The sequence below is a fragment of the Kolteria novifilia genome (assembly GCA_007748055.1).
GTDB lineage: Bacteria > Planctomycetota > Planctomycetia > Kolteriales > Kolteriaceae > Kolteria > Kolteria novifilia.
Genome location: CP036279.1, coordinates 5,842,812 through 5,862,237, shown reverse-complemented (window position 1 = coordinate 5,862,237; position 19,426 = coordinate 5,842,812). Strand labels below are relative to the sequence as shown.

At 64.3% G+C, this 19,426-nt stretch carries 9 protein-coding genes; 3 read left to right on the top strand and 6 right to left on the bottom strand.

The window, feature by feature from the left end:
* Window positions 1-122 precede the first annotated feature (122 nt).
* Window positions 123-4,004, top strand: coding sequence for a WD40 repeat domain-containing serine/threonine protein kinase (locus tag Pan216_RS21505; protein ID WP_145261246.1), 3,882 nt, complete (start codon window positions 123-125; stop codon window positions 4,002-4,004).
* A 163-nt stretch (window positions 4,005-4,167) separates the two neighbouring features.
* Here Pan216_RS21505 and Pan216_RS21500 read toward each other — a convergent pair whose 3' ends face one another.
* Window positions 4,168-8,736: a PVC-type heme-binding CxxCH protein gene (locus tag Pan216_RS21500; protein ID WP_419192820.1), complete on the bottom strand. Its 4,569-nt coding sequence runs from the start codon at window positions 8,734-8,736 to the stop codon at window positions 4,168-4,170.
* A gap of 208 nt (window positions 8,737-8,944) precedes the next feature.
* On the opposite strand from Pan216_RS21500, the gene Pan216_RS21495 reads away from it, so the two are divergent.
* A complete protein-coding gene (locus Pan216_RS21495) occupies window positions 8,945-9,955 on the top strand; it encodes an NAD-dependent epimerase (RefSeq protein WP_145261241.1) in 1,011 nt (336 codons plus the stop codon).
* Between the two features lie 21 nt (window positions 9,956-9,976).
* Here Pan216_RS21495 and Pan216_RS21490 read toward each other — a convergent pair whose 3' ends face one another.
* The 3 genes from Pan216_RS21490 to Pan216_RS21480 all read right to left on the bottom strand — a co-directional run bounded on the left by Pan216_RS21490 (window position 9,977) and on the right by Pan216_RS21480 (window position 15,074).
* Window positions 9,977-11,308 carry a nucleotide sugar dehydrogenase gene (locus Pan216_RS21490; RefSeq protein ID WP_145261239.1) on the bottom strand — a complete coding sequence of 444 codons (1,332 nt, stop codon included), beginning with the start codon at window positions 11,306-11,308 and terminating at the stop codon, window positions 9,977-9,979.
* A gap of 164 nt (window positions 11,309-11,472) precedes the next feature.
* The gene (locus Pan216_RS21485) at window positions 11,473-13,593 is read right to left on the bottom strand and encodes a PPC domain-containing protein (RefSeq protein WP_145261237.1); all 2,121 of its coding nucleotides are present in this window, start codon (window positions 13,591-13,593) and stop codon (window positions 11,473-11,475) included.
* Window positions 13,594-13,724: 131 nt separating this feature from the next.
* Window positions 13,725-15,074: a DUF1501 domain-containing protein gene (locus tag Pan216_RS21480; protein ID WP_145261235.1), complete on the bottom strand. Its 1,350-nt coding sequence runs from the start codon at window positions 15,072-15,074 to the stop codon at window positions 13,725-13,727.
* A gap of 444 nt (window positions 15,075-15,518) precedes the next feature.
* Between Pan216_RS21480 and Pan216_RS21475 the strand changes: the two genes are divergently transcribed.
* Entirely contained in the window at window positions 15,519-16,409 is an 891-nt protein-coding gene (locus Pan216_RS21475; RefSeq protein ID WP_145261233.1) for a hypothetical protein, read from the top strand.
* A 452-nt stretch (window positions 16,410-16,861) separates the two neighbouring features.
* On the opposite strand, the gene Pan216_RS21470 is transcribed toward Pan216_RS21475, so the two are convergent.
* Both Pan216_RS21470 and Pan216_RS21465 read right to left on the bottom strand, forming a co-directional pair.
* Window positions 16,862-18,058, bottom strand: a complete 1,197-nt coding sequence (locus Pan216_RS21470; RefSeq protein WP_419192819.1) for a glycosyltransferase family 4 protein — start codon at window positions 18,056-18,058, stop codon at window positions 16,862-16,864.
* A gap of 110 nt (window positions 18,059-18,168) precedes the next feature.
* Window positions 18,169-19,392: a hypothetical protein gene (locus Pan216_RS21465; RefSeq protein ID WP_145261229.1), complete on the bottom strand. Its 1,224-nt coding sequence runs from the start codon at window positions 19,390-19,392 to the stop codon at window positions 18,169-18,171.
* Window positions 19,393-19,426: the final 34 nt, after the last annotated feature.

Sequence of the window (19,426 nt, the reverse complement as noted above, 5' to 3'; positions counted from 1 at the left end):
GAACACCAGTCGCGACGCGGCGCCGGTTTCGCGCCAGGGGTTTTGACCCCTGGAAGACGTCCGACCAACATTCCCAAGCCCCGAAGGGGCGACGGTGGCTCCGACGGAGATGACTTGACCACGTGAACGACGAGCATCCATCGTTGGAAGACCTCAAAGCCTTCGTCTCCGGCCGGGACCTGGAAGGGGGGGAGGAGGCTCTCGCCGATCACCTCGAACGCTGCGCGGAATGCCGAAAACGCCTCGACGATCTCGACCCCGACAGTCTCGAACGCCACCTCGCCGGTTGGAGTGGCGATCTCCTGCCGTCCCAGATCGGGCTCGGCGAGTGGATCGATGAACTCAAGCAACACGATCCCGCGTTGCCCGGCATCATCGGCGACTTTCGCATCGTCCGGGAGGTGGGCCGCGGTGGCATGGGGATCGTTCACGAGGCGATCGAGGAGTCGCTTGGTCGGCGGGTGGCGCTCAAGGTCCTGCCGCTCGCCGGGGCCGTCGACGCGACCTTCGCGGAACGCTTCCGCCGGGAAGCACAAGCCGTCGCCCGACTCCACCATCCCAACATCGTCCCCATCTACTCCATTGGCCAATACGCCGGCTATCCCTACTTCGCGATGCAGTTCATCTCGGGGGAGACACTCGCCGACTTACTCCACGCCCTTCGACGCCGCGGTCGCCGGGAGATGGAGTCGGACAAGACGACTCATTCGCTCGTTCCCGAGACCAATCTCCTCGATCGACGACGGCTCGGTGACCAACGCGGCCCGCGCGGCGACGTGACCACCTCGGAGACCGGGGACGCCGATCCGGTCGCCGATGATGACAAGACCATGGCATCTCCGCTCTCGCTCCGCCGGGGGGAGTGGCGCGGCGATCCGCGTCCGCCCGAGAACTCGGTGCGCCACGTCCGCCGCGTCGCCGAGATTGGCCGCTGCGTCGCCGACGCCCTCGACCACGCCCATCGCCGTGGGATCGTCCATCGCGATATCAAACCGTCGAACTTGATGCTCGACGAGCAGGGGCGTGTTTGGCTGACCGACTTCGGCATCGCCAAGGTCGACAACGCCGACGATCTCACCAATTCCGCGGCCCTGATGGGAACGCTCAAGTACATGGCCCCGGAACAGTTCGGCGGCCAGGCCGATCCCCGTAGCGACCTCTACGGTCTGGGCGTCACCCTCTACGAGATGCTCACGCTCCGGTGCCCGTTCGTCGACGCCGACCCGAAACGGCTGATCCAGCGGGTCGAGCGGGAGGAACCCAAATCGCCGCGCTCGGTCGATCCCTCCATCCCCAGGGACTTGGAAACGGTTGTCCTCAAGGCGATGAGCAAGGAACCCTCCGGACGCTATACCTCGGCCGCCGCGCTGCGCGACGACCTCGAACGGTTCCTGGAACACAAACCGATCGCGGCTCGTCCCATCAGGCCGTGGGAACGACTCTGGCGTTGGGGGAGACGCAATCCCGCGACCGCCGCCGCGAGCCTGCTGACCTTTGTCACCATCGTCGCGCTCGGGGGGCTCGGGTTCGGGGCCGTGGTTCACGCCCGGACGCGGACGGCGCTGGCGCACGTCGAGTACGAACGAACCCGGGCCGACAAGGAACGACACCGTTCCCAGCGGCTCTCCGCGCGACTGGCTCTCGAACGTGGCCTCGCGCTCGGCGAGCAGGGGGACGATGGTCGTGGGCTGCTTTGGCTCGCTCGCGGGCTGGCGATCTCCACGCCGAACGCCCCGCGACTGGCCGAAACCTGCCGTGCCAACCTGGCGACATTCGCCTCCCGGCTTCATCGCCTCGAAGCGGTCACGGACGCCGGCTCGATCGTGACGACGATGGCCCTCACTCCGGATGGAGAGGTGCTCTTGACGCTCGGAGCCGATGGGAGCATCGGGAGTTGGTCACGGCGAACGCTCGCGCCCGTCGGTCCGCGGCTTGAGCATGCGGACACCGTCGCCGACTTCGCGCTCAGCCCCGACGGCCACCTCGTGGCCACCGCGTGCGCCGATGGCAAGGTCAGGCTCTGGGACTGGGCGGCCGGCGCGGTGCGCGTGGAGATGAACGTTGAGGAAGCGGTCACGTTCGCGCGGTTCTTGCCCAGCGGCGACCGACTCGTCACGGCAAGTGGTCGCGGTAGGAGCGGAGGGCGCGTCTCGGTATGGAACATCGCGAACCGACGGCGCCTTCCCGCGCGGTTGGACTTGCCGAGCGAACCGAAGAGTCTAGCGATCAGCGGTGACGGTGAAATGCTCATCGTCGGCCATTGCCAAGGAGCGATGCTGTGGCGCATTCCCACCGGCGATGTGCTGGCCGAACTGCCCCACCAGGACTGGGTCTGTGGCGTCGCGCTCAGTCCCGATCGCCGCTACGCCGCCACGGCGAGTTGGGATGGGACGATGGCTCTCTGGCACACCGATCCTCCCGAGCCGGTTTGCTCGCCGATCGCGCATCCCGAAACGGTCTACGACGTCTGTTTCGATCCAAGCGGTCGACGGCTGGCGTCGGCGTGCGAGGACGGCGCGGCCCGGCTCTTTGACGCTTCCTCGGGAAGGCCGCTTCCCGGCGAGATGCGCCACTACGAGCCGATGCGCCACGTGGAGTTCTCGCCGCGCGCGAACCTCCTGCTCACCGCGGGGGACGATCAGGCCGCGACGATTTGGGACGTCCAGCGAGGGAGGCCCTTCGGGGCGCCGGTCCGTCATCGCGACGCGGTGCGGGCGACCCTCCATATGCCCGATGGCTCGGAGGTGCTGACCGCGTGCGCCGATGGGCTGTTACGGCGGTGGGCCGTGGCCGAGGTGGAGTCCTTCGGCCGGACGCTTAGGCATGCCGCGGCCGTCTCCGCGGTCGACTTCAGTCCCGAGGGGACGTGGGCGATCACCGGGGATGGGAAGGGGAATCTCCGCCGCTGGGATCCGCGCACGGGAGCTTCGCTCGCGGCCCCGATCGCGTGTGGTGGCCGCTTGCTCGACCTTGACGTCTGCCCGAAGGGAGAGGTGATCGCGGCCGCCGGCTATCGGCACGCGGGACTTCTCTGGGACGCGCGGACGGGGGATCCGATTGGCAAGCCGCTCCCCCATCGCGATCTGTTGCACGCGATCACGTTCTCGCCCGAGGGGCACTGGGTCGCGACCGCCGGCAACGATCGAGTCGCGCGCGTCTGGGAGGTGGCGTCTGGCGAACCGGTCAGTCCGCCCCTGGCGCACGAGGGGGCCGTGACGGAACTCGCCTTCAGCCCCGACGGGACGCTCCTGGCGACCGCGGGACGCGATGGGAAGGCGATTCTCTGGGAAACCGCGACGTGGCGGCGGTGCGGTGATCCGCTGCGTCATGATGCGGTCATCAACGATCTCGCCTTCAGCGATCGTGGTGACTATTTAGTGACAGCAAGCTCCGACCGGACCGCGAAGCTGTGGCGCGTCGGCGCGGCGCCGGAGGGGGATGTGTCGATCGAGTGTCACGCGACGTTGCCGCATCGCGGGCGGGTCCTGGCGGCGGCGTTCACGGCCGATGCCTCGCGACTGATTACCGGGTCGTCCAATGGCGAGGGGCGACTGTGGGAGGTCGCGACCGGGTCGCCCGTCGGGCGAGTGATGGTCCATCAAGGGGCGGTCCGGGCGCTTGGGGGGTCTCGCGACGGACGGCGGATCGCCACCGGGGCGGCCAATGGGGAGGTGCGCCTTTGGGACGCGGTGACGGGGGAGCCCGCCGGCGTCGCCCCGCGCCATGCCGGACCGGTGTACGACTTGATTTTCGGGCCCGAAGGGTGTCTGCTATCGGGGGGGCGGGACCACGCGGCTCGAATCTGGCTTCCGCCCATGCCGGCGGTGGGAAGTCCCGAGGCGATCATGCTCTGGGCCGAGGTTCGTACGGGGATGACGCTTGGTGACTCCGACCGAGTTCACGTCTTGGGACTCGACGAGTGGGAGCGGCGCCGCGCCGAACTCGAGCGACTCGCCCCAAGGGATCGCGGCGGCTTTCCGACCGACTCGATGGCACGAAAGTAGCTCCAAACGCGTCGATTTCGTCTCCAAATCGAACCGATTCGATCCGTTTTGCCCCGAAAGTCATCCGATTTGACGCGATTCTCGTCAAAAGTCATCGCCCTATGTTGCTTTGGCAGCCTATCTTGCCAGCGAGAGAAGCCGTTGGGAGCCTGGTCGATCCAACCTACTTGCGGGTGACGAGGTAGGCGATGAGATCGGCGAGTTCCTGCTGGCTGAGCGTCTCGTCGATTCCCTTGGGCATGATCGAGACGGTGCTTGGCACGAGTTCGTCGATCTCGTCGCGCGGGATGGTGAACGGGTCGCCGACTTGCTGCTGCAGCGTTAACGAGTCGGTGTCCTCGCGAACGATTAACCCGGTCAGGATGCGGCCGGTGTCGGTGACGACGGTGTAGGGTTCGTACTGCCGGACGATCGTCGCCGAAGGGAAGAGGATTGACTCCAGCAGGTCGCGCCGCGCCCGGCTGGCGCCAATGGTGGTCAGGTCGGGACCGATGCGGCCACCTTTGTCGCCGACGCGGTGGCAGGTCGCGCACTTGGCCTTCTCCCCATGAAAGAGAGCTTGCCCACGAGTGGCGTCGCCTCGGCTCGCGCTTGCCAGCAGCCCATCGACCTTGGCGAGCTGAGTCTGTTTGTGGGACTTGAGCTTTGCGAGCAAGGCGTTGGCTTGGGGCCGGAGCTTCTCGGGATAGCGTTTGACCACATCCGAAACTTCAGTCTCCGGCAGCGACAAGAGCCCCCGTGCTTCCTCAAGGGAGGAAAGAAACGCGCCGACGACCTCGGGGTCGCGCGTCGACCGGTAGGGTCGGATCAGGTCGCGCAATGGGCCGGGGCCAACGGCTTCGAGTTGAGGGGCGAGGGCGAGCAACTGCTGTTTGTTCAGGGACGAGCCGCCGAGCATCTGGGCCGCCCGCGCCGACTCGGCGGGACCACCCGACTCGATGAGTTCGACGAGGATGCCGAACGCCTCGGGGCTCGGTGACTTGCTTCCTCTGGCGAGGGCTTCCATCGCCGCGACCCGCAAGAGGCCCGACCGCTTGTCATCCTTGGCGAGGGCGGTGAGCTTGGGAGCGAAATGATCGGACTTGATCGCCGAGACCGCGCTGATGGCTCGCTCGACTTCCGCGGGATCGTTGGACGCGAGCCGGCTTTCGATCGGTTCGATCCACGTTTGGTCGAGGGGACGGCCCGACTTGCCGGCGATGGCGCGGAGCAGCGCCGCCGAGAGCTGTTGAGGCGCTTGCTCTTGCCCGAGCGCTTCGCCCACGAGACGAGCGACGGCCGGACTAGAGGCGAAGGCCGAGGCGAGTTCCTCGATCGCGGGGTTCGGTGACTCCTGGTCATGATCATCGTCAAGCCATTGGCCCAATCGCTCGGCGGCCGCTTTCTCGTAGGTCGCCTTCTCCGCGGCGTCGCTCGTCTGCTGGTAGCGGCGGGAGAAGATCGCCAATGCCCGCTGGGCGAGCGCCTCGTCGGCATCGCCGAGATGCTTGGTCAACGTGTCGGCGTCCAGCGATCCCGAATCCATCTGATCCAGGGCGATGAGCGCCCCGCGCCGAACGGCGGGGTGCTTCGAGGCAAGCCCCTTGCGAGTCGCCTTCGATTGGTCAATCGCGAGCAGCGCGTAGAGGATGGCGTGTTCCTCGGTGCGGTCGATCTCCGGTCGTGCCAACGCCAAGAGCAGTGGCCCAATCGCTTTCGGGTTTCGCAATCGTCCCAGAGCGTTGGCCGCTTCGGCCCGCGCGGGAGGAACATCGTCGGCGAGGATCTCGAGGAGTCGAGGAAGGGCCTTGGGGTCGGGGCCGATGGTTCGGCTGGCCAATTGGCGAATGCTGGCGGTCCGATCGTCGAGGGCGACGCGCATCGCCGCTGGCGCGGACTGTTGATCGGTCAACGATGTCGACGGCGTTCGCGACTGCTGGTGGGCGATGGCGGAAAGCGCTTCGAGCGCAAGACGGCGTTCCCCGATGTCACCGCGTTGCAAGGATGATCGTAACGAGGGAACCATCGGGGTGCCGCGATGAACGCACTCGGCGACGGCCCGCTCGCGGACTTTGAACCGTGTGTCGTTGAGGGACTTGATCAGTTCGCGTGGCGAGAGGGCCTCCCACGCGATTCGTTTGCCCCAGGGGTCGACCTGGGTGGTCATGCGATCGCGGCGGACGCGGTAGATCGCGCCGAGGACGTCGGGCTTGGAGAGCTGTGAGGTCGGACAGCCGTTGTAGAACCAACCGCCGGTGTCGATCACGAGCAGGCTGCCGTCGGCATCCTCGAGGACGTCGGTGGGATGAAAGTCGCGGCTGGTTCCGGAGAGGAACTCGCGCTGGGTGGCGGTGTAGCTTGCTCCGTCGCGAGCGAGTTGGAGGCGGACCACTTTACCGGTGTTGAAGAAGGTCGCGAAGAGGTTGTCCCGCCAGTGGTGATCGAGGACGCCGCTTCGATAGCGCGTCATGCCGGAGACGGCGACATGGCCGAAGCGATGGGCCAGGTCGAGCAGGTCGCCGGTCGTCTTGAGTTCCTTGAGGACGCGTTCGCGGTGGGGGTAGGCTCCGCCGAGGAGCCAGTGGGCGACGCCGTCGACGCGCGGCCGTGAGTGCATGATGTTAACGGTGCCGAGCATTTCGCCCTCGTCGGTGAAGTCGAGCTCGACCGGGTTGTCCATGCCGCCGCCGCAGTGGATCCGCACGTCGGTGCCGTCGGGCCAGCACGAGAAGATGTAGGAGCCTTCGCGTTTGCTGGTGATCTTGCCCTCGTCGTCCTTGAACTCGTGGCCGTGGTAGCCATCGGTCCAGTAGAGGCGGCCGTCGGGGCCCTTGAAGCAGCCGTGGATGCTGGCGGCATTGCCGGTGTAGCCGAACTTGCCGACGAGGATGTCTCGGCGATCGGCCACGTTGTCGCCGTCGGTGTCCTCCAGTCGCCAGATGTTGGGCGGGGAGGCGACATAGAGGGCCCCCTCGTGCCAGACGCCCCCCATCGGGTAGGTCATGCGATCGGCGAAGACCGTCGACTTGTCGAAGCGGCCGTCGTCGTCGGTGTCCTCCAGCACGCGGATCGTGTTGGGAAGCTTCGCCTCGAGTTCGTCCGACTTGAGGTTCACGCCCGCATTGTCGCAGACGTAGAGTTTGCCCGCGTTGTCGAAGCAGGCCATCGTCGGGTGATTGACCAGTGGCGGTCCGGCGGCGAGGTCGACGGTGAAGCCTTCGGGAACGTTGAGCTTGGCCGGGCTGAATCCATTGGTGAGCGGGGGCGGTTCGACGGGAGGCGCCTGGGCGAGTTCCTCGTCGATGCCGTCGAAGACCCGCGCCTGCGATCCGCCGCCGTTCCACATGTCGTACTTCGGCTCGGCATAGTGGGCGTAGAAGACCTCGAGCCGCTTGTTCAGTTCGTCGCGGGTCGCCGCATGTTCCGGGTCGCTGACGAGATTGTCGAACTCGTCGGGGTCGGTCTGAAGGTCGTAAAGCTCGTCGGGGCCGTTGGGGAAACGTCGGGTGAACTTCCAGCGCGGGGTCCGGATGCAGCGAAGGTTCTCGAATTCGTAGAAGACGCCGTAGTCGGGTTCGTCGGGAAGCGAATGAGCTTTCGTCAGTTCCGGAGAAAAGTCGCGGCCGGGGCTCTTGGGGGCGGTCGGCATCTTCTTCTCGAGACCCAGGTGGCTCAAGAGGGTCGGCATGAAGTCGTAGTTGGTGACCGGTCGCTCGGAGGTCGACCCCGAGGCGATGACACCGGGTTGTCGCCAGATCATCGGAATGCGCATCATGCCGTCGCGGGCGGTGAGGGGCCGGGTATGGTCGCCCATGCCGAAGAAGCCGCCGTGACCGCCGACCCACCCTTGATCGGCGACGAAGACGACCAGGGTGTTGTCGTCGATGCCGAGTTGTTCGAGCGTCTTCATGACGGTCCCGACGCCGTCGTCGACGCCGCTGACCTCGGAGGCGATCCGGCGAATCGAGGTCGGGTTGTTTTGGTAGTCGATGTTGTTGTACTGCCAGGGGTGGACCGGATCGCGGGGGAAGGAGGGGAGTTCCTGGTCGCGATAGTACTCGGCGTGGCGGTTGCGACCTTCCTTGAGCAGCAAGCGGCCGAGCGAGTAGGGACCGTTGTAGGCGAGAAAGAGGAAGAAGGGGCGTTCGTCGTCGGCGCTGCGTTCGATGAACTTGACGGCGTGACGGGTCCAGAAATCGGTGAGGTATTCCGGCTCCTCGCGGATCTCGCCGTCCTCGATGATCTTGGCGCCGTAGAAGGTGCTCGTACCGCCGTGGGGCATGGTGATCCAGTAGTCGTCGAGTCCCTCCTGCGGATTGAGGTTGTCGCCGAGATGCCACTTGCCGACCAGGCCGCAGCGATAGCCCTCCTCGTGCAGGACCTCGGGGAGGGAGGTGAAGGCGTCGAGGGTGCAGCGGGCATCGGGACCGGTTTGCAGTCGGCCGCCCGCGAGGAAGGAGTGGACGCCGTGTTGGGAGGGGAGCAGTCCGGTGAGGAAAGTCGCTCGGGTCGGGGAACAGACGGGATTGGAAGCGAAGGCGTTGGCGAAGAGCGTTCCCTCGGCCGCGAGTCGATCGATGTGCGGCGTGCGGATGTCCTTGTTGCCGTAGCAGCCCAGCGTCCAGGCGCCATGATTGTCGGTCATGATGAAGACGACATTGGGGCGTTTGGCCGGCTCGGCGCCTCTTGTGAGAGGAAGGCCGAGGGGAGTGAGAACCAGTGCCGCTAATACCGGGGCGATGGCACGAGACATTAACAGACTCCGGAAAGCGAGTGGGGAACTCGTGGTGGGACAGTGGAGGTCCGAGAACGAAAGCATCGAGCCTAGCCGAGAGGCCCGTCGCCGTCAAGCTTCCCAAACGCGCCGGTTCGACGGTGAGGGTCCGTTCGGCTAGACTTCTCTCGGGCGGCGGAGGTTCGTGGAGAATCGATCGGTCGCGGCTTCTGTCACAGGGAACACGATGCGAAAAGTCCTGGTCACCGGCGCGGCGGGGTTCGTCGGATATCATCTGGCGGCACGCTTGCTCGCGATGGGAGATCGGGTTGTCGGCTGCGACAATCTCAATCCCTACTACCCGGTTCAGCTCAAGCGAGACCGACTGGCGCAGCTCGAGCAGGCCGAGGGCTTCGCGTTCGTGGAGATGGACGTCGCCGACGAGAAGGCTCTCGCGGAACTCTTCGAGCGACAGCGACCCGAGATCGTCGTCCATCTCGCCGCCCAAGCGGGGGTTCGCTACTCGCTGACCAATCCACGGGCCTACATCGACAGCAATCTCGTCGGCTTTGGAAATGTCCTCGAGTCGTGCCGTCATCACGAGGTCGCCCATCTGGTCTTCGCGTCGTCGAGTTCCGTCTACGGCGCGAACACGAAGCTCCCCTTCTCGGTCCACGACAACGTCGATCATCCGGTCAGTCTCTACGCCGCCACGAAGAAGGCCAACGAGTTGATGGCGCATACGTACAGCCATCTCTACCGGCTGCCGACGACGGGACTGCGGTTCTTCACGGTCTACGGTCCCTGGGGCCGGCCCGACATGGCGCTCTTTCTCTTCACCAAGGCGATCTTGGAAGGGGAGCCGATCGAGGTCTTCAACGAGGGCCGGATGCAGCGCGATTTCACCTACGTCGCCGACGTGGTGGAAGGCATCGTCCGGGTGGCCGAGCGGGTGCCGACGCCGAACGAGGCGTGGACGGGTGCCGATCCCGATCCGGGCACGAGCAACGCTCCCTACCGGATCTACAACATCGGCAACCACCAGCCGGTGGAGTTGCTCACCTTCATCGAGGCGATTGAGAAGGCCGTCGGTCGCGACGCGATCAAGAGGATGATGCCGATGCAGCCCGGGGATGTGCCCCGGACCTTCGCGGACGTCTCGGACCTCGAGCGGGATGTCGGCTTTCGTCCCGTCACGCCGATCGAGGAGGGGGTCGCTCGCTTCGTCGAGTGGTACCGAGCCTACTACAAGGTGTGAGACTCGATTCCCGAGCGGCGATCATGCCATCCAGATCTTCTCCCGTCCGAACGTGAGATCACCGGTGGCGTTGCGCGTATCGACCAGCAGCGCGGCGTGGTCGACGATGAACGCGTAGTCGTAGTCGGCGTGGTTTGTCGCAATCAAGACCAGATCGAGAGACTCAAGATAGTCCGCGGTCAATTCGGAGCTGTCCATGGCGAGGTCGTACTTGCGCATCGCCGGAAGTGTCGGGATGTAGGGGTCGTTGTAGCTGACCTCGGCGCCGAGCTCGAGGAGGCGCCGCATCAACTCGAAGCTCGGGGACTCACGCGGGTCGTCGACGTTGGGCTTGTAGGCCATGCCAAGGATCCCGATGTTGCTGCCGCGAACGGGCTTGCCGACCGAGTTGAGGGCGAGCAGGACCCGTTCGATGACGTAGCGGGGCATGCGGGTGTTGATTTCACCGGCCAGCTCGATGAAGCGGGTCGAGAAGTCGACTTGTTTGGCGACCCACGCGAGGTAGAAGGGGTCGATCGGGATGCAGTGCCCGCCGAGTCCCGGTCCCGGATAGAAGGGATGGAAGCCGAACGGTTTGGTGCTCGCCGCCTCGATCACTTCCCAGATGTTGATGTCCATCCGGTCGAAGAGCATCTTCAGTTCGTTGACCAGCGCGATGTTGACCGCGCGGTAAGTGTTCTCGAGGATCTTCGAGGCCTCGGCGACTTCGGGGCTCGAAACGGCGACGATGCGCGGGACGATCGTGCCGTAGAGGGCCGAGGCGACATCGAGGCTTCGTGGCCCGATGCCCCCAACGACCTTGGGGATCGAGTCGGCGCTGCGGCCGGGGTTGCCCGGGTCCTCGCGTTCGGAGCTGTACGCGAGAAAGAAGTCCTCCTCGGCGCGCAGTCCTCCTTCCTCGAGGATCGGCTGCATGACGTTTCGGGTCGTTCCCGGGTAGGTCGTGCTCTCGAGAATCACGAGTTGACCGAGCCGAAGGGCCGCGGCGATCGAATGCGATGTCTTCTCGACATAAGTCATGTCGGGTTCGCGAGTCTTCGTCAGCGGAGTCGGGACGCAGATGAGGATCGCGTCGGGCTCGGCGAGTCGTTCCTTGTCGGTCGTCGCCTCGAAAAGGCCGGAGTCACGCATCCCCTGGATCACCGCGGCGGGGATGTGGCGGATGTAGCTTTCGCCCGCGTTGAGCCGTTGGGCTTTGATCGCGTCGGTCTCGAAGCCGAGGACGCGAAACCCCGCGTCGACGAAGAAGCGGACGAGCGGGAGCCCGACATAGCCGAGCCCGATGACGCCGATGTTGGCTTCCTTGGAGACGATTCGTTTTCGAAACTGCGCGAACTCGGAAGAGGAGATCATGGAGGCCTCGGCACGGGAATGGCATTCGCGATGACGCGCAGGATAGCGTACCACGTCGCCAGGGAAACGGCCGAGACTTTGGCATCGAGTTGGTATGCGAACCGCGTCGCGAGGCACGGGTCAGGCCTTGGGGAGCGAACGCGTGAGGCCCGCTCAGCTCCCGCTCACTTCTTGGCCTTCTCCTCGGGAGGCGCGATTGTCAGGTAGATCGGCTTGGAGGCGTAGGTCGTGTTGATCGAGAAGGTGATCGAGACCTGAGCGATCGCGGCCAGGGGGAATTTCTCGATCGGCTTGGCGGTCTTGGCGATGTCGAGGATGATCTTGCCCTCGCTCTCCTTGCTCGAGAGCCGCCGCGTGCTCGACTTGTTGACCGTGACGCCAGGGGGCAATTGGTCGTAGAGCGTGCGGTTGATGTAGTCGTGCGACATGCCGACGTTGACGGTCTCGGTCGAGCCCTCCTTGCGTTTGACCCGAATGGTGATCTCCGCCTTGTCGCCCGGTTTCAGGTTCAGTTCGCTTGGGGTCGCTTCGATCTCGATCAGGTCGAGCGGTTCGGTCACGCCGACGATCTGGGTGGCGATCGGTTGGGAGACTTGCCCGCCGCCCTGGGTTTGAAGTTCGCAGATCACGCGGCCTCGACGACGCAACTCCCGTTTCTTTCCGTCCGGGCCGTCGACGGTGGCGACGCCGGAGAGGGTGACGAGTGAGGCGTTGATCGGAGCATCCTTCGCCGCCTGAAGGTTCACTGCTCCCCGCGTCGCGGTCGACGGAATCGTCAGCGGTTCCATCGTGACCCCCTTGGGCAAGCCGTCGACCTCGATCGTTACCGGTCCGGTGAAGCCGTTGAGTCGCCTGACGTTCACGAACCACGCGGTTTGGGTGCCCGGCGAGAGCATCCCGTAGTAGTAGAGGCCGCTGATCTCGAAGTCGGGACCGCTCGGCTCCGCGGTGACGTGGTAGATGAACCGCTTGCCGCCACGATCGTGAAGATCGCGCACCTTGAGGAGGTAGGTTCCGTCGGCGGGGGCCCGGAAGTACAGCTTCGCGTCCTTGGTCTGGTAACCGTCATCGGCGCGGACGAGGATCTTTCCCTTGGGATCCTGGACCTCCATCGTCCCGTCAAAGGGAAGTCCAAGCTCCATCGCACTTAGCTCGAAAGAGACGTACTCGCCCTTCTTCGCGTCGAACGAGTAGTAGTGAGCTTGAAGCGGTTCGGCGACTTGGCCGGTGACGCCGCAGGGGAATTCGATCTTCTGGGCGGACTTCGCGCTCGTGTTCTTGCCGGTCGCGGTCCGTTCGGGGTGATCGCTGACGCGAATCGGCAGATGATTCGAGGCGCCCCGCGCCGTCTTCATCGCCATCGGTTGCCAACCGGTCGGGGTCTTGTCGGTGGCGGCGAGCTTCACCGTCTTCGTGTCGCCCAGCGAGTGACCGACCGGGCGGGCGTCGACCGACTTGCCCTTCTGGACGCCCAGCGGGATGACCGCTTCGAGGACGGGGCGATCGGAGATCTCCAGGGCATAGACATACTTGCCGTTGCCGATGTAGCGGGCATCGCTGACCTCCGCGACGTACTCGCCGTCGGCGGGAAGGGTGCAGGAGATGAAGGGATCGCCGCCGTAGTAGTTCTGATTGCGCGCGATCGCCCGGCCATCGGGTCCGTAGAGGGCGAGGACGCCGTCCATGGTGTAGATCTGGTTGCCGCTGCCCATGAGGTGAACCGCCTTGGCGATACACTGGGCGTAGAGCCGAAGCGTGATCGTTTGGCCCTTCTTTCCCTTGAATTTAAAGCAGTCGACGTCGGCCGTCTTCTCGCACGTCCCCGCGACGGCGGTTGGCATGGGAACCTCTTGTGCGGCGGCGGGAGTGCCGTTCTCGGAGTCGAGTTCCTTGGTGACCGGAAGGTCGGTGACGAGCAAGTGGCTCACGCTGGAGACGGCTTGATTGGTCGCGACGCGGACTTCGTAGACGCCGGTCGGCTGATCGGCGGGGACATCGACGTGGAAGCGGAACGGGGTGCCGACCGAGGCGCGGCCACGCCGGGGAGCCTTCTTCGGTTTCTCCTCCTTGAAGGTCGTCTTGATGCCCGGCCGGTCGAAGAAGACCGAATGGGCGTTGTCGAGTGTGAAGCTCGAGCGGATATCGATCGGGCTTTCCTTGCCGCGTTGCACGACGACCGGCTTGATGGTTCCCAGTTGCCGGAAACCGACCTTCGTCTCCGCGAGGCTGGTGCAACACAGTAGGAGCGAGCTGACAACGGCCAAGGGGGCGCGGGGCAACGTCATGATGCGGGGCTCCGAATGGTTCGGGCTGAGGCTTGGTGATGGAGGTAGCGCCAATGCCTGGCGGGTTTTCGTCGTGGAGGGGCAAGCCCCACCCAGAGTTCTTGTAGGTCAGGCCATTGCCTGACTTCTTGCTATCCCATGAGTTCCGGGATGGGCGTTCCTTCGCAGAGGGCGACGGGGCGACCGTCGGGCGTGTGGTGGATCGTGTGCAGCGGAATGCCGAGCTTGGCGTAGATTGTCGCGGCGATGTCACGAGTGTAGTACTCGCGGCCGACGGGACGAGCGCCTTCGCCGTCGGTCTCGCCGATCACGCCCGGAGGCGTCCCCGCCCCCGCCATCAAGAGCGGCGCCGCGGTCGACCAGTGATCGCGACCACCGGCCGAGTTGACCTTCGGCGTCCGGCCGAAATCGGTCATCCACACGACCAAGGTGTTTTCGAGCATGCCGCGATCGCCGAGGTCGGTGATCAGCGTCGAGAAGGATCGGTCGAAGTCGGGCAGCTTCTTGCGAAGGGTGCCGAAGTTGTTGCGGTGCGTGTCCCAGCCACCGTCGGTCACCGTGACGAAGCGCGATCCCGACTCGATCAACCGGCGAGCGAGCAGACAGCTCTGGCCGAGCCTGGTGCGGCCGTAGGCGTCGCGAACGCGCGAGGGCTCGAGGTTCAGGTTGAAGGCCTTCTGCGTCTGGGCCGAGGTGATGATGTCGAATGCCTTCTCGTAGTACTCGTCGACCGCTTGAAAGACATCGGGTTGACGGTCGAGGTTGCGCTGCAGGGTGTCGATCGCCTCGAGGGCCTGGCGACGACGGCTCAGACGCGAGCCGCTGACCGACTTATCAAGCGTGACGTCGCGAACCTTGAATCGGGAGCTGTTGGGATCGTCCGGAACGATGAACGGGTTGTAGGCCAGCCCAAGGTAGCCGGAGAGCCCGCCGCGGAAGCGGCGATCGATGCTGTCGTTGACTTGAACGTAGGGCGGAAGCGAACCGCGATAGCCGAACTCCTTGGCGACGACCGAGCCGTAGCAGGGGTAGGTTAGCGTCGGGTTGAACTTATGCCCCGAGAGCATGTAGGCGTCGGCGACGCCGTGACTGCCGTTCTTCGGGTTGAGGTTTCGCATGGTGGTGAATTTTTTGGCCGACTGGGCACAGCGAGGCATCAGGTCGGTGAAGAGGACGCCTGGCCAAGCCGTGTTGATCGTGCCGAACTCGCCGCGAATGTCGGACTTGGCTTCCGGCTTGGGGTCGAAGGAGTCGTGATGGCTCGTGCCGCCCCGAGTCCAGATGAGGATACAGTTCACGTCCGAGGCGGGGGAACGCTTCTTCCCCGACGCGTCAACTTGGGCGGGGGAGGCGACGGCGGCTTGCTGGCGAAGCAGGCCGTCGAGCGAAAGAATGCCGGCCAGCGAGCCGAGCTGCATCACGAAACGACGCCGCGAGGACTGTTCGCAGTCGTGCTGTTGTTCCGGAAAGAGTCCCAACATATTTCCATCCCTCCATTGCGGAGTGCGCGGGGGCAGTGACTTTGGCAGGATCGAGCCGGATCTTCCTCAAGATGTCCATTACACCCCGACGAAGCGAGATGTCACATGACATCTCCGAGGAATCGCGACCTTCGTCACGGACCCCGGTTCGACACTTAAGAGTATAACTCGTCCCAATCTGGACGCAATGAGGTTTTCATTGTCGGTTTTCCGGTGAACGTCCGTGCAGATCTTCTCGTCGGCCAGGGAACGTGGGCAAAGTCTTGCGATTGACAGGAAGGATTGCGAGCGTTATGCGGCCCACGGATTGTGAGATCATGGCGTACGCTCTTCCTCTTGGCCCACGGGGTCGGTGGGGGAGTTCGCGCCGACATGGTCGTTTGGGTGGTGTCTCGCGAAGCTCCTCTCCGCTTCGCGACGGGGAAAGTCCACAAGGACCGATTCATGCGTCTCTATGCGGCACTTGTCGTCTCGATTTCGCTCCTCGTCGGTTGTCTGCATGATCCGAGCCAGATCGTCAGCAACGGATCGTGGAGTCGATTCAAACCGAAGATGCCGGATGTCATGCCCGACGTCGTCGAGCTGCGCTACCTGTTCATCGAGCGCGAACTCGGAGACAAGGTCATCGACGAGGCGGTTTGGGCCGAGGCGGACGAGCACGCTCTGCCGATCGAGAAGAAGGTGATGCTCAACAAGAATGGGCTTCGGATCGCGAAACTCGGATCCCGGCTCCCCGCCGACTTGCTCAAACTGCTGGACGATCGCGAGGGAAGTAACGACGGCCGACGTCATTGGACCCACTCGGGCCAACTCGTGAAAATCCAGACCACGCCGATCGTTCCCTCTTGGACCGTGTTGACGGTGCAGGGAGGCCAAGCGACCGGCGAGGATCTCAGCAACGCCCAAGGCTACCTCTACATCACGCCTAGTCACGGCGACGGCAGCAACGTCGTCGTCAAGATGGTGCCGGTCGTCGAATACGGATCTCGCCAGCAGAAACGGATGCCCGCTCCCGATCTTTCGGGCTGGCAGCTTCGCCACGAGCGCGACAATAAGATCTACAACGAGATGGCGGTCGACCTCGACCTCATGTCGGGAGAATACGCGATCCTCGGTTGTGTGGCGGAGCAGACTGGCACGCTCGGGCACCGCTTCTTCGTGCGGACCGTCGAGGAAAAGCAATTCCAGACGGTCGTGCTGATCCGCGTCGTTCGTCCGACCCGCGAGGAGTTGCGTCAAGCGGGCTACGACGTCGACGATTTCTTCCTGAGCGACGCCCCCAAGTCCAACGGGAGTCGGCCTCGCAACACCGCCTTCACGCCAATGGCGAATTAGGCCCTCTGCGTCGGTCGGTCGATTGTGACATCTCGCGAAGACGAACCCCCTCACCCCTAACCCCTCTCCCACGGGGAGAGGGAAACCGTCGGTCGGTCGATTGTGACATCTCGCGAAGACGAACCCCCTCACCCCTAGCCCCTCTCCCATGGGGAGAGGGGAACCGTCGGTCGGTCGATTGTGACATCTCGCGAAGACGAACCCCCTCACCCCTAGCCCCTCTCCCATGGGGAGAGGGGAACCGTCGGTCGGTCGACTGTGACATCTCGCGAAGACGAACCCCCTCACCCCTAACCCCTCTCCCACGGGGAGAGGGAAACCGTCGGTCGGTCGATTGTGACATCTCGCGAAGACGAACCCCCTCACCCCTAGCCCCTCTCCCATGGGGAGAGGGAAACCGTCGGTCGGGCGATTGCCTGACAGCCTTGGCGATTCGATGGGAGAGCGTTCGTCTAGGCAACCTTCGGAGAGCGGGCGGCTTCGTCGATCATGTCTTGAAGAATGCCGGATAGATCGCGGAAATGGGCCGACCAGCGGAACGCTTTGGCTCGCTCCAACCCTTCCTTCCCGAGTTCCTGGCCGAGCGAAGCATCGTCGAGAATCGTTTTGATCGCGTTCGCGAAACTTTGCGGATGGAACGGGGGAGCGTAGATCGCGCCCCCCTGACACGTCTCGCGATGGATCGGCAAATCGCTGGCGACGATCGGACGGCCGCATTTCATCGCTTCGATCATCCCCGTCCCCGCCGATTCAACGTACGACGGACAGACGACGACATCGGCCAACCGGCAGAGCGCGTCTAGATCGTTGCGCGAGACTTTGCCCAGCATCGTCACGTGGTCGGCGAGGCCCCATTCCTGAATGAGACGGGCTGCGGCGGTCGAGTCCTGTTCCTCGTTGCGGACGCCGACACCGAGTTTGGTGGTCAAAATCAGTTCGATGGGCTCGGAGTGTTCGGTTCCCAGCAAGCCGATCGCTCGCAGCATCACCTCGACGTTGCGGCCGTAGTGATAAGCTCCCGGCAACAGGATGCGCCGAACGCAAGGGCGCGTGTCGAGTGACGAGCGGATCTCGGCGGAGAGCTTGGGATCGGTCGCCGGCGGGGTGAGACCCGGACGAATCACGTGGAAGCGATCGGGGGCGAGGACCGAGTTCCACGCGAGGATGTCGTCGCGCATCGCGTTGGAGGGAACGACGACTTGGTCGCTGGCTCGGATGCTCGAGAGGGCGAGCTTCTGCCGCATCACGACATTGAGCAGCGCCTTGATCTCGCAGCGCCGTCTGAGTTGCCGGACATGTTCGATGGAGAAATAGAGGGCGTTTCGCGAGACGAGCAACTGGGGAACCGGCGGTTGGAGTACCCCGAAGTCGCAGGGCGAGACGATGACGTCGATCCCTTCCTCCGCGATAAGACGCTGCACCCGATGATGATCGGTATAGCTGCCGCGAATCGCGTCGTTGGAAGGTTGGTCGTGAAGAATGCTGACATTGTCTCCCAGCCGCGGGAACGCGATGTTCACTCCGCTGGGAAGCAGGAGAAGCCAGTCATGCTGGCGAAGACCTCGCGAGCAATGGGAGACTAATCGTCGACAGTACGCCGCGCCCCCGCGAGAGGTCACGGCCAAGGCATGGACAAGGATCCTGGCCACCGGTCTGCCCTTCCGTGTGCTTATCGGCATGCTTCCCTGCAAGCCGACCGGTGAAGGAAACGCTATGAAAATCGCGCAACCGTGTAAAGCGTGATTCTCGATCGGGTTGCCTATTGCCCTTCCGACGCGGTCCCCGAGGGGCTTCCGGCAATGGGGAACCCGCTAGGTAAGGGGCGAAGGGCGACGGTGTAGCCCTTTTGGTGCAGGTGGTCGCGAATCGTCTTGGCCAGCTCGAAACTGTCGGGGTAGACCCAGAGGGTGACCGCGAAGACGCGCGAGGGGCGATACGACAGCGAGGAAAGGAACTCCGAGCCCTCCTGGAGGGCCACCGCGCCGATCTCCCCGAGTTGGTCATCCTCGGCGACGAGTTCCCATTGAGCCACCTGCACCGTCGCGACATAGGGATTGACGAGCTGCTCCCGCAGCGAGATCCCGCGAACGAGGACATATCGCAGCCGATAGCCGGAGATGGGGCCGACTTGCCCGCGGGTGATGCGGCCGACGTAGGGACCGCGACCCTTGACTTCCCGCTTGAGCATCGCGAGCAGATCCTCAAGATGCGTGTCGCTGATGCGGCCACCGAGACAGCGGTAGTGGATCTCCTCCCGCTGGAGCTTCTGGGCCATCGGCGTCGCGTAATGGACCCACTTCTTTGTCGGCTCGGGCTTCTTTTGGATGGCCTTTAACTTGTCGACTTCGGTCGCGAGCGTCGAGACCAACGTCGTCGCGTCCTGTTGACGGCGCTCGTCCTGCTCGAGGGCCATCTTTTCCATCGCGACGACGCTCTCGAGTCGACTGACCTCGCGCATGTCCCGTTTGATTGCGCTGAGCTTTTCGGTCCGATCTAGATCCATTTGGGCGAGAATAATCTTCTTTTGGTCGATTTTCGCGGCCAGTGCGTCCAAATCGCGCTCGATTCGCTCGGCTTCCCGCTCGCGTTGTCGGTTGAGCTCGTTTCGCTCCTCGATGGCGAGGGTCCGTTCGCGGAGACGCCGGGCGTGTTCTTTCTCCTCGTCGCTCCGTTCTCGCATCTGCTCTTCCTGACGTCGTTGGCTCTCTCGTTTTGCCTCTTGCCAACGTCGTCGTTGTTGCCGGTTGGTCTGGTCGATCTCGGCGCGGCGCCTTTCCCAGTCCTCGATCGCGGCTTGCCGCTCGTCGTCCCAGGCTTGTTGGGTGAGCTGTTGGGGCTCGGTCGAGGTGGCGGCCTTCTTGATCCGCACGCCGACCATGACGGTAAGGATGATCAGGATGCCGACAATATTGGCGACGATGTCGAGGAAGGAATCGGCGCCAAAGCCGACGTCGTCGTTGCGCGGCGACTTGCGACGTTTCATTGCTTCCTCCTTCCCTGCTTGAATCTAGCTAGCG

Coding starts and splice junctions, on each gene's coding strand:
- Pan216_RS21500 (WP_419192820.1), bottom strand. CDS start 8,736: ATGTCTCGTGCCATCGCCCCGGTATTAGCGGCACTGGTTCTCACTCCC.
- Pan216_RS21495 (WP_145261241.1), top strand. CDS start 8,945: ATGCGAAAAGTCCTGGTCACCGGCGCGGCGGGGTTCGTCGGATATCAT.
- Pan216_RS21490 (WP_145261239.1), bottom strand. CDS start 11,308: ATGATCTCCTCTTCCGAGTTCGCGCAGTTTCGAAAACGAATCGTCTCC.
- Pan216_RS21485 (WP_145261237.1), bottom strand. CDS start 13,593: ATGACGTTGCCCCGCGCCCCCTTGGCCGTTGTCAGCTCGCTCCTACTG.
- Pan216_RS21480 (WP_145261235.1), bottom strand. CDS start 15,074: ATGTTGGGACTCTTTCCGGAACAACAGCACGACTGCGAACAGTCCTCG.
- Pan216_RS21475 (WP_145261233.1), top strand. CDS start 15,519: ATGCGTCTCTATGCGGCACTTGTCGTCTCGATTTCGCTCCTCGTCGGT.
- Pan216_RS21465 (WP_145261229.1), bottom strand. CDS start 19,392: ATGAAACGTCGCAAGTCGCCGCGCAACGACGACGTCGGCTTTGGCGCC.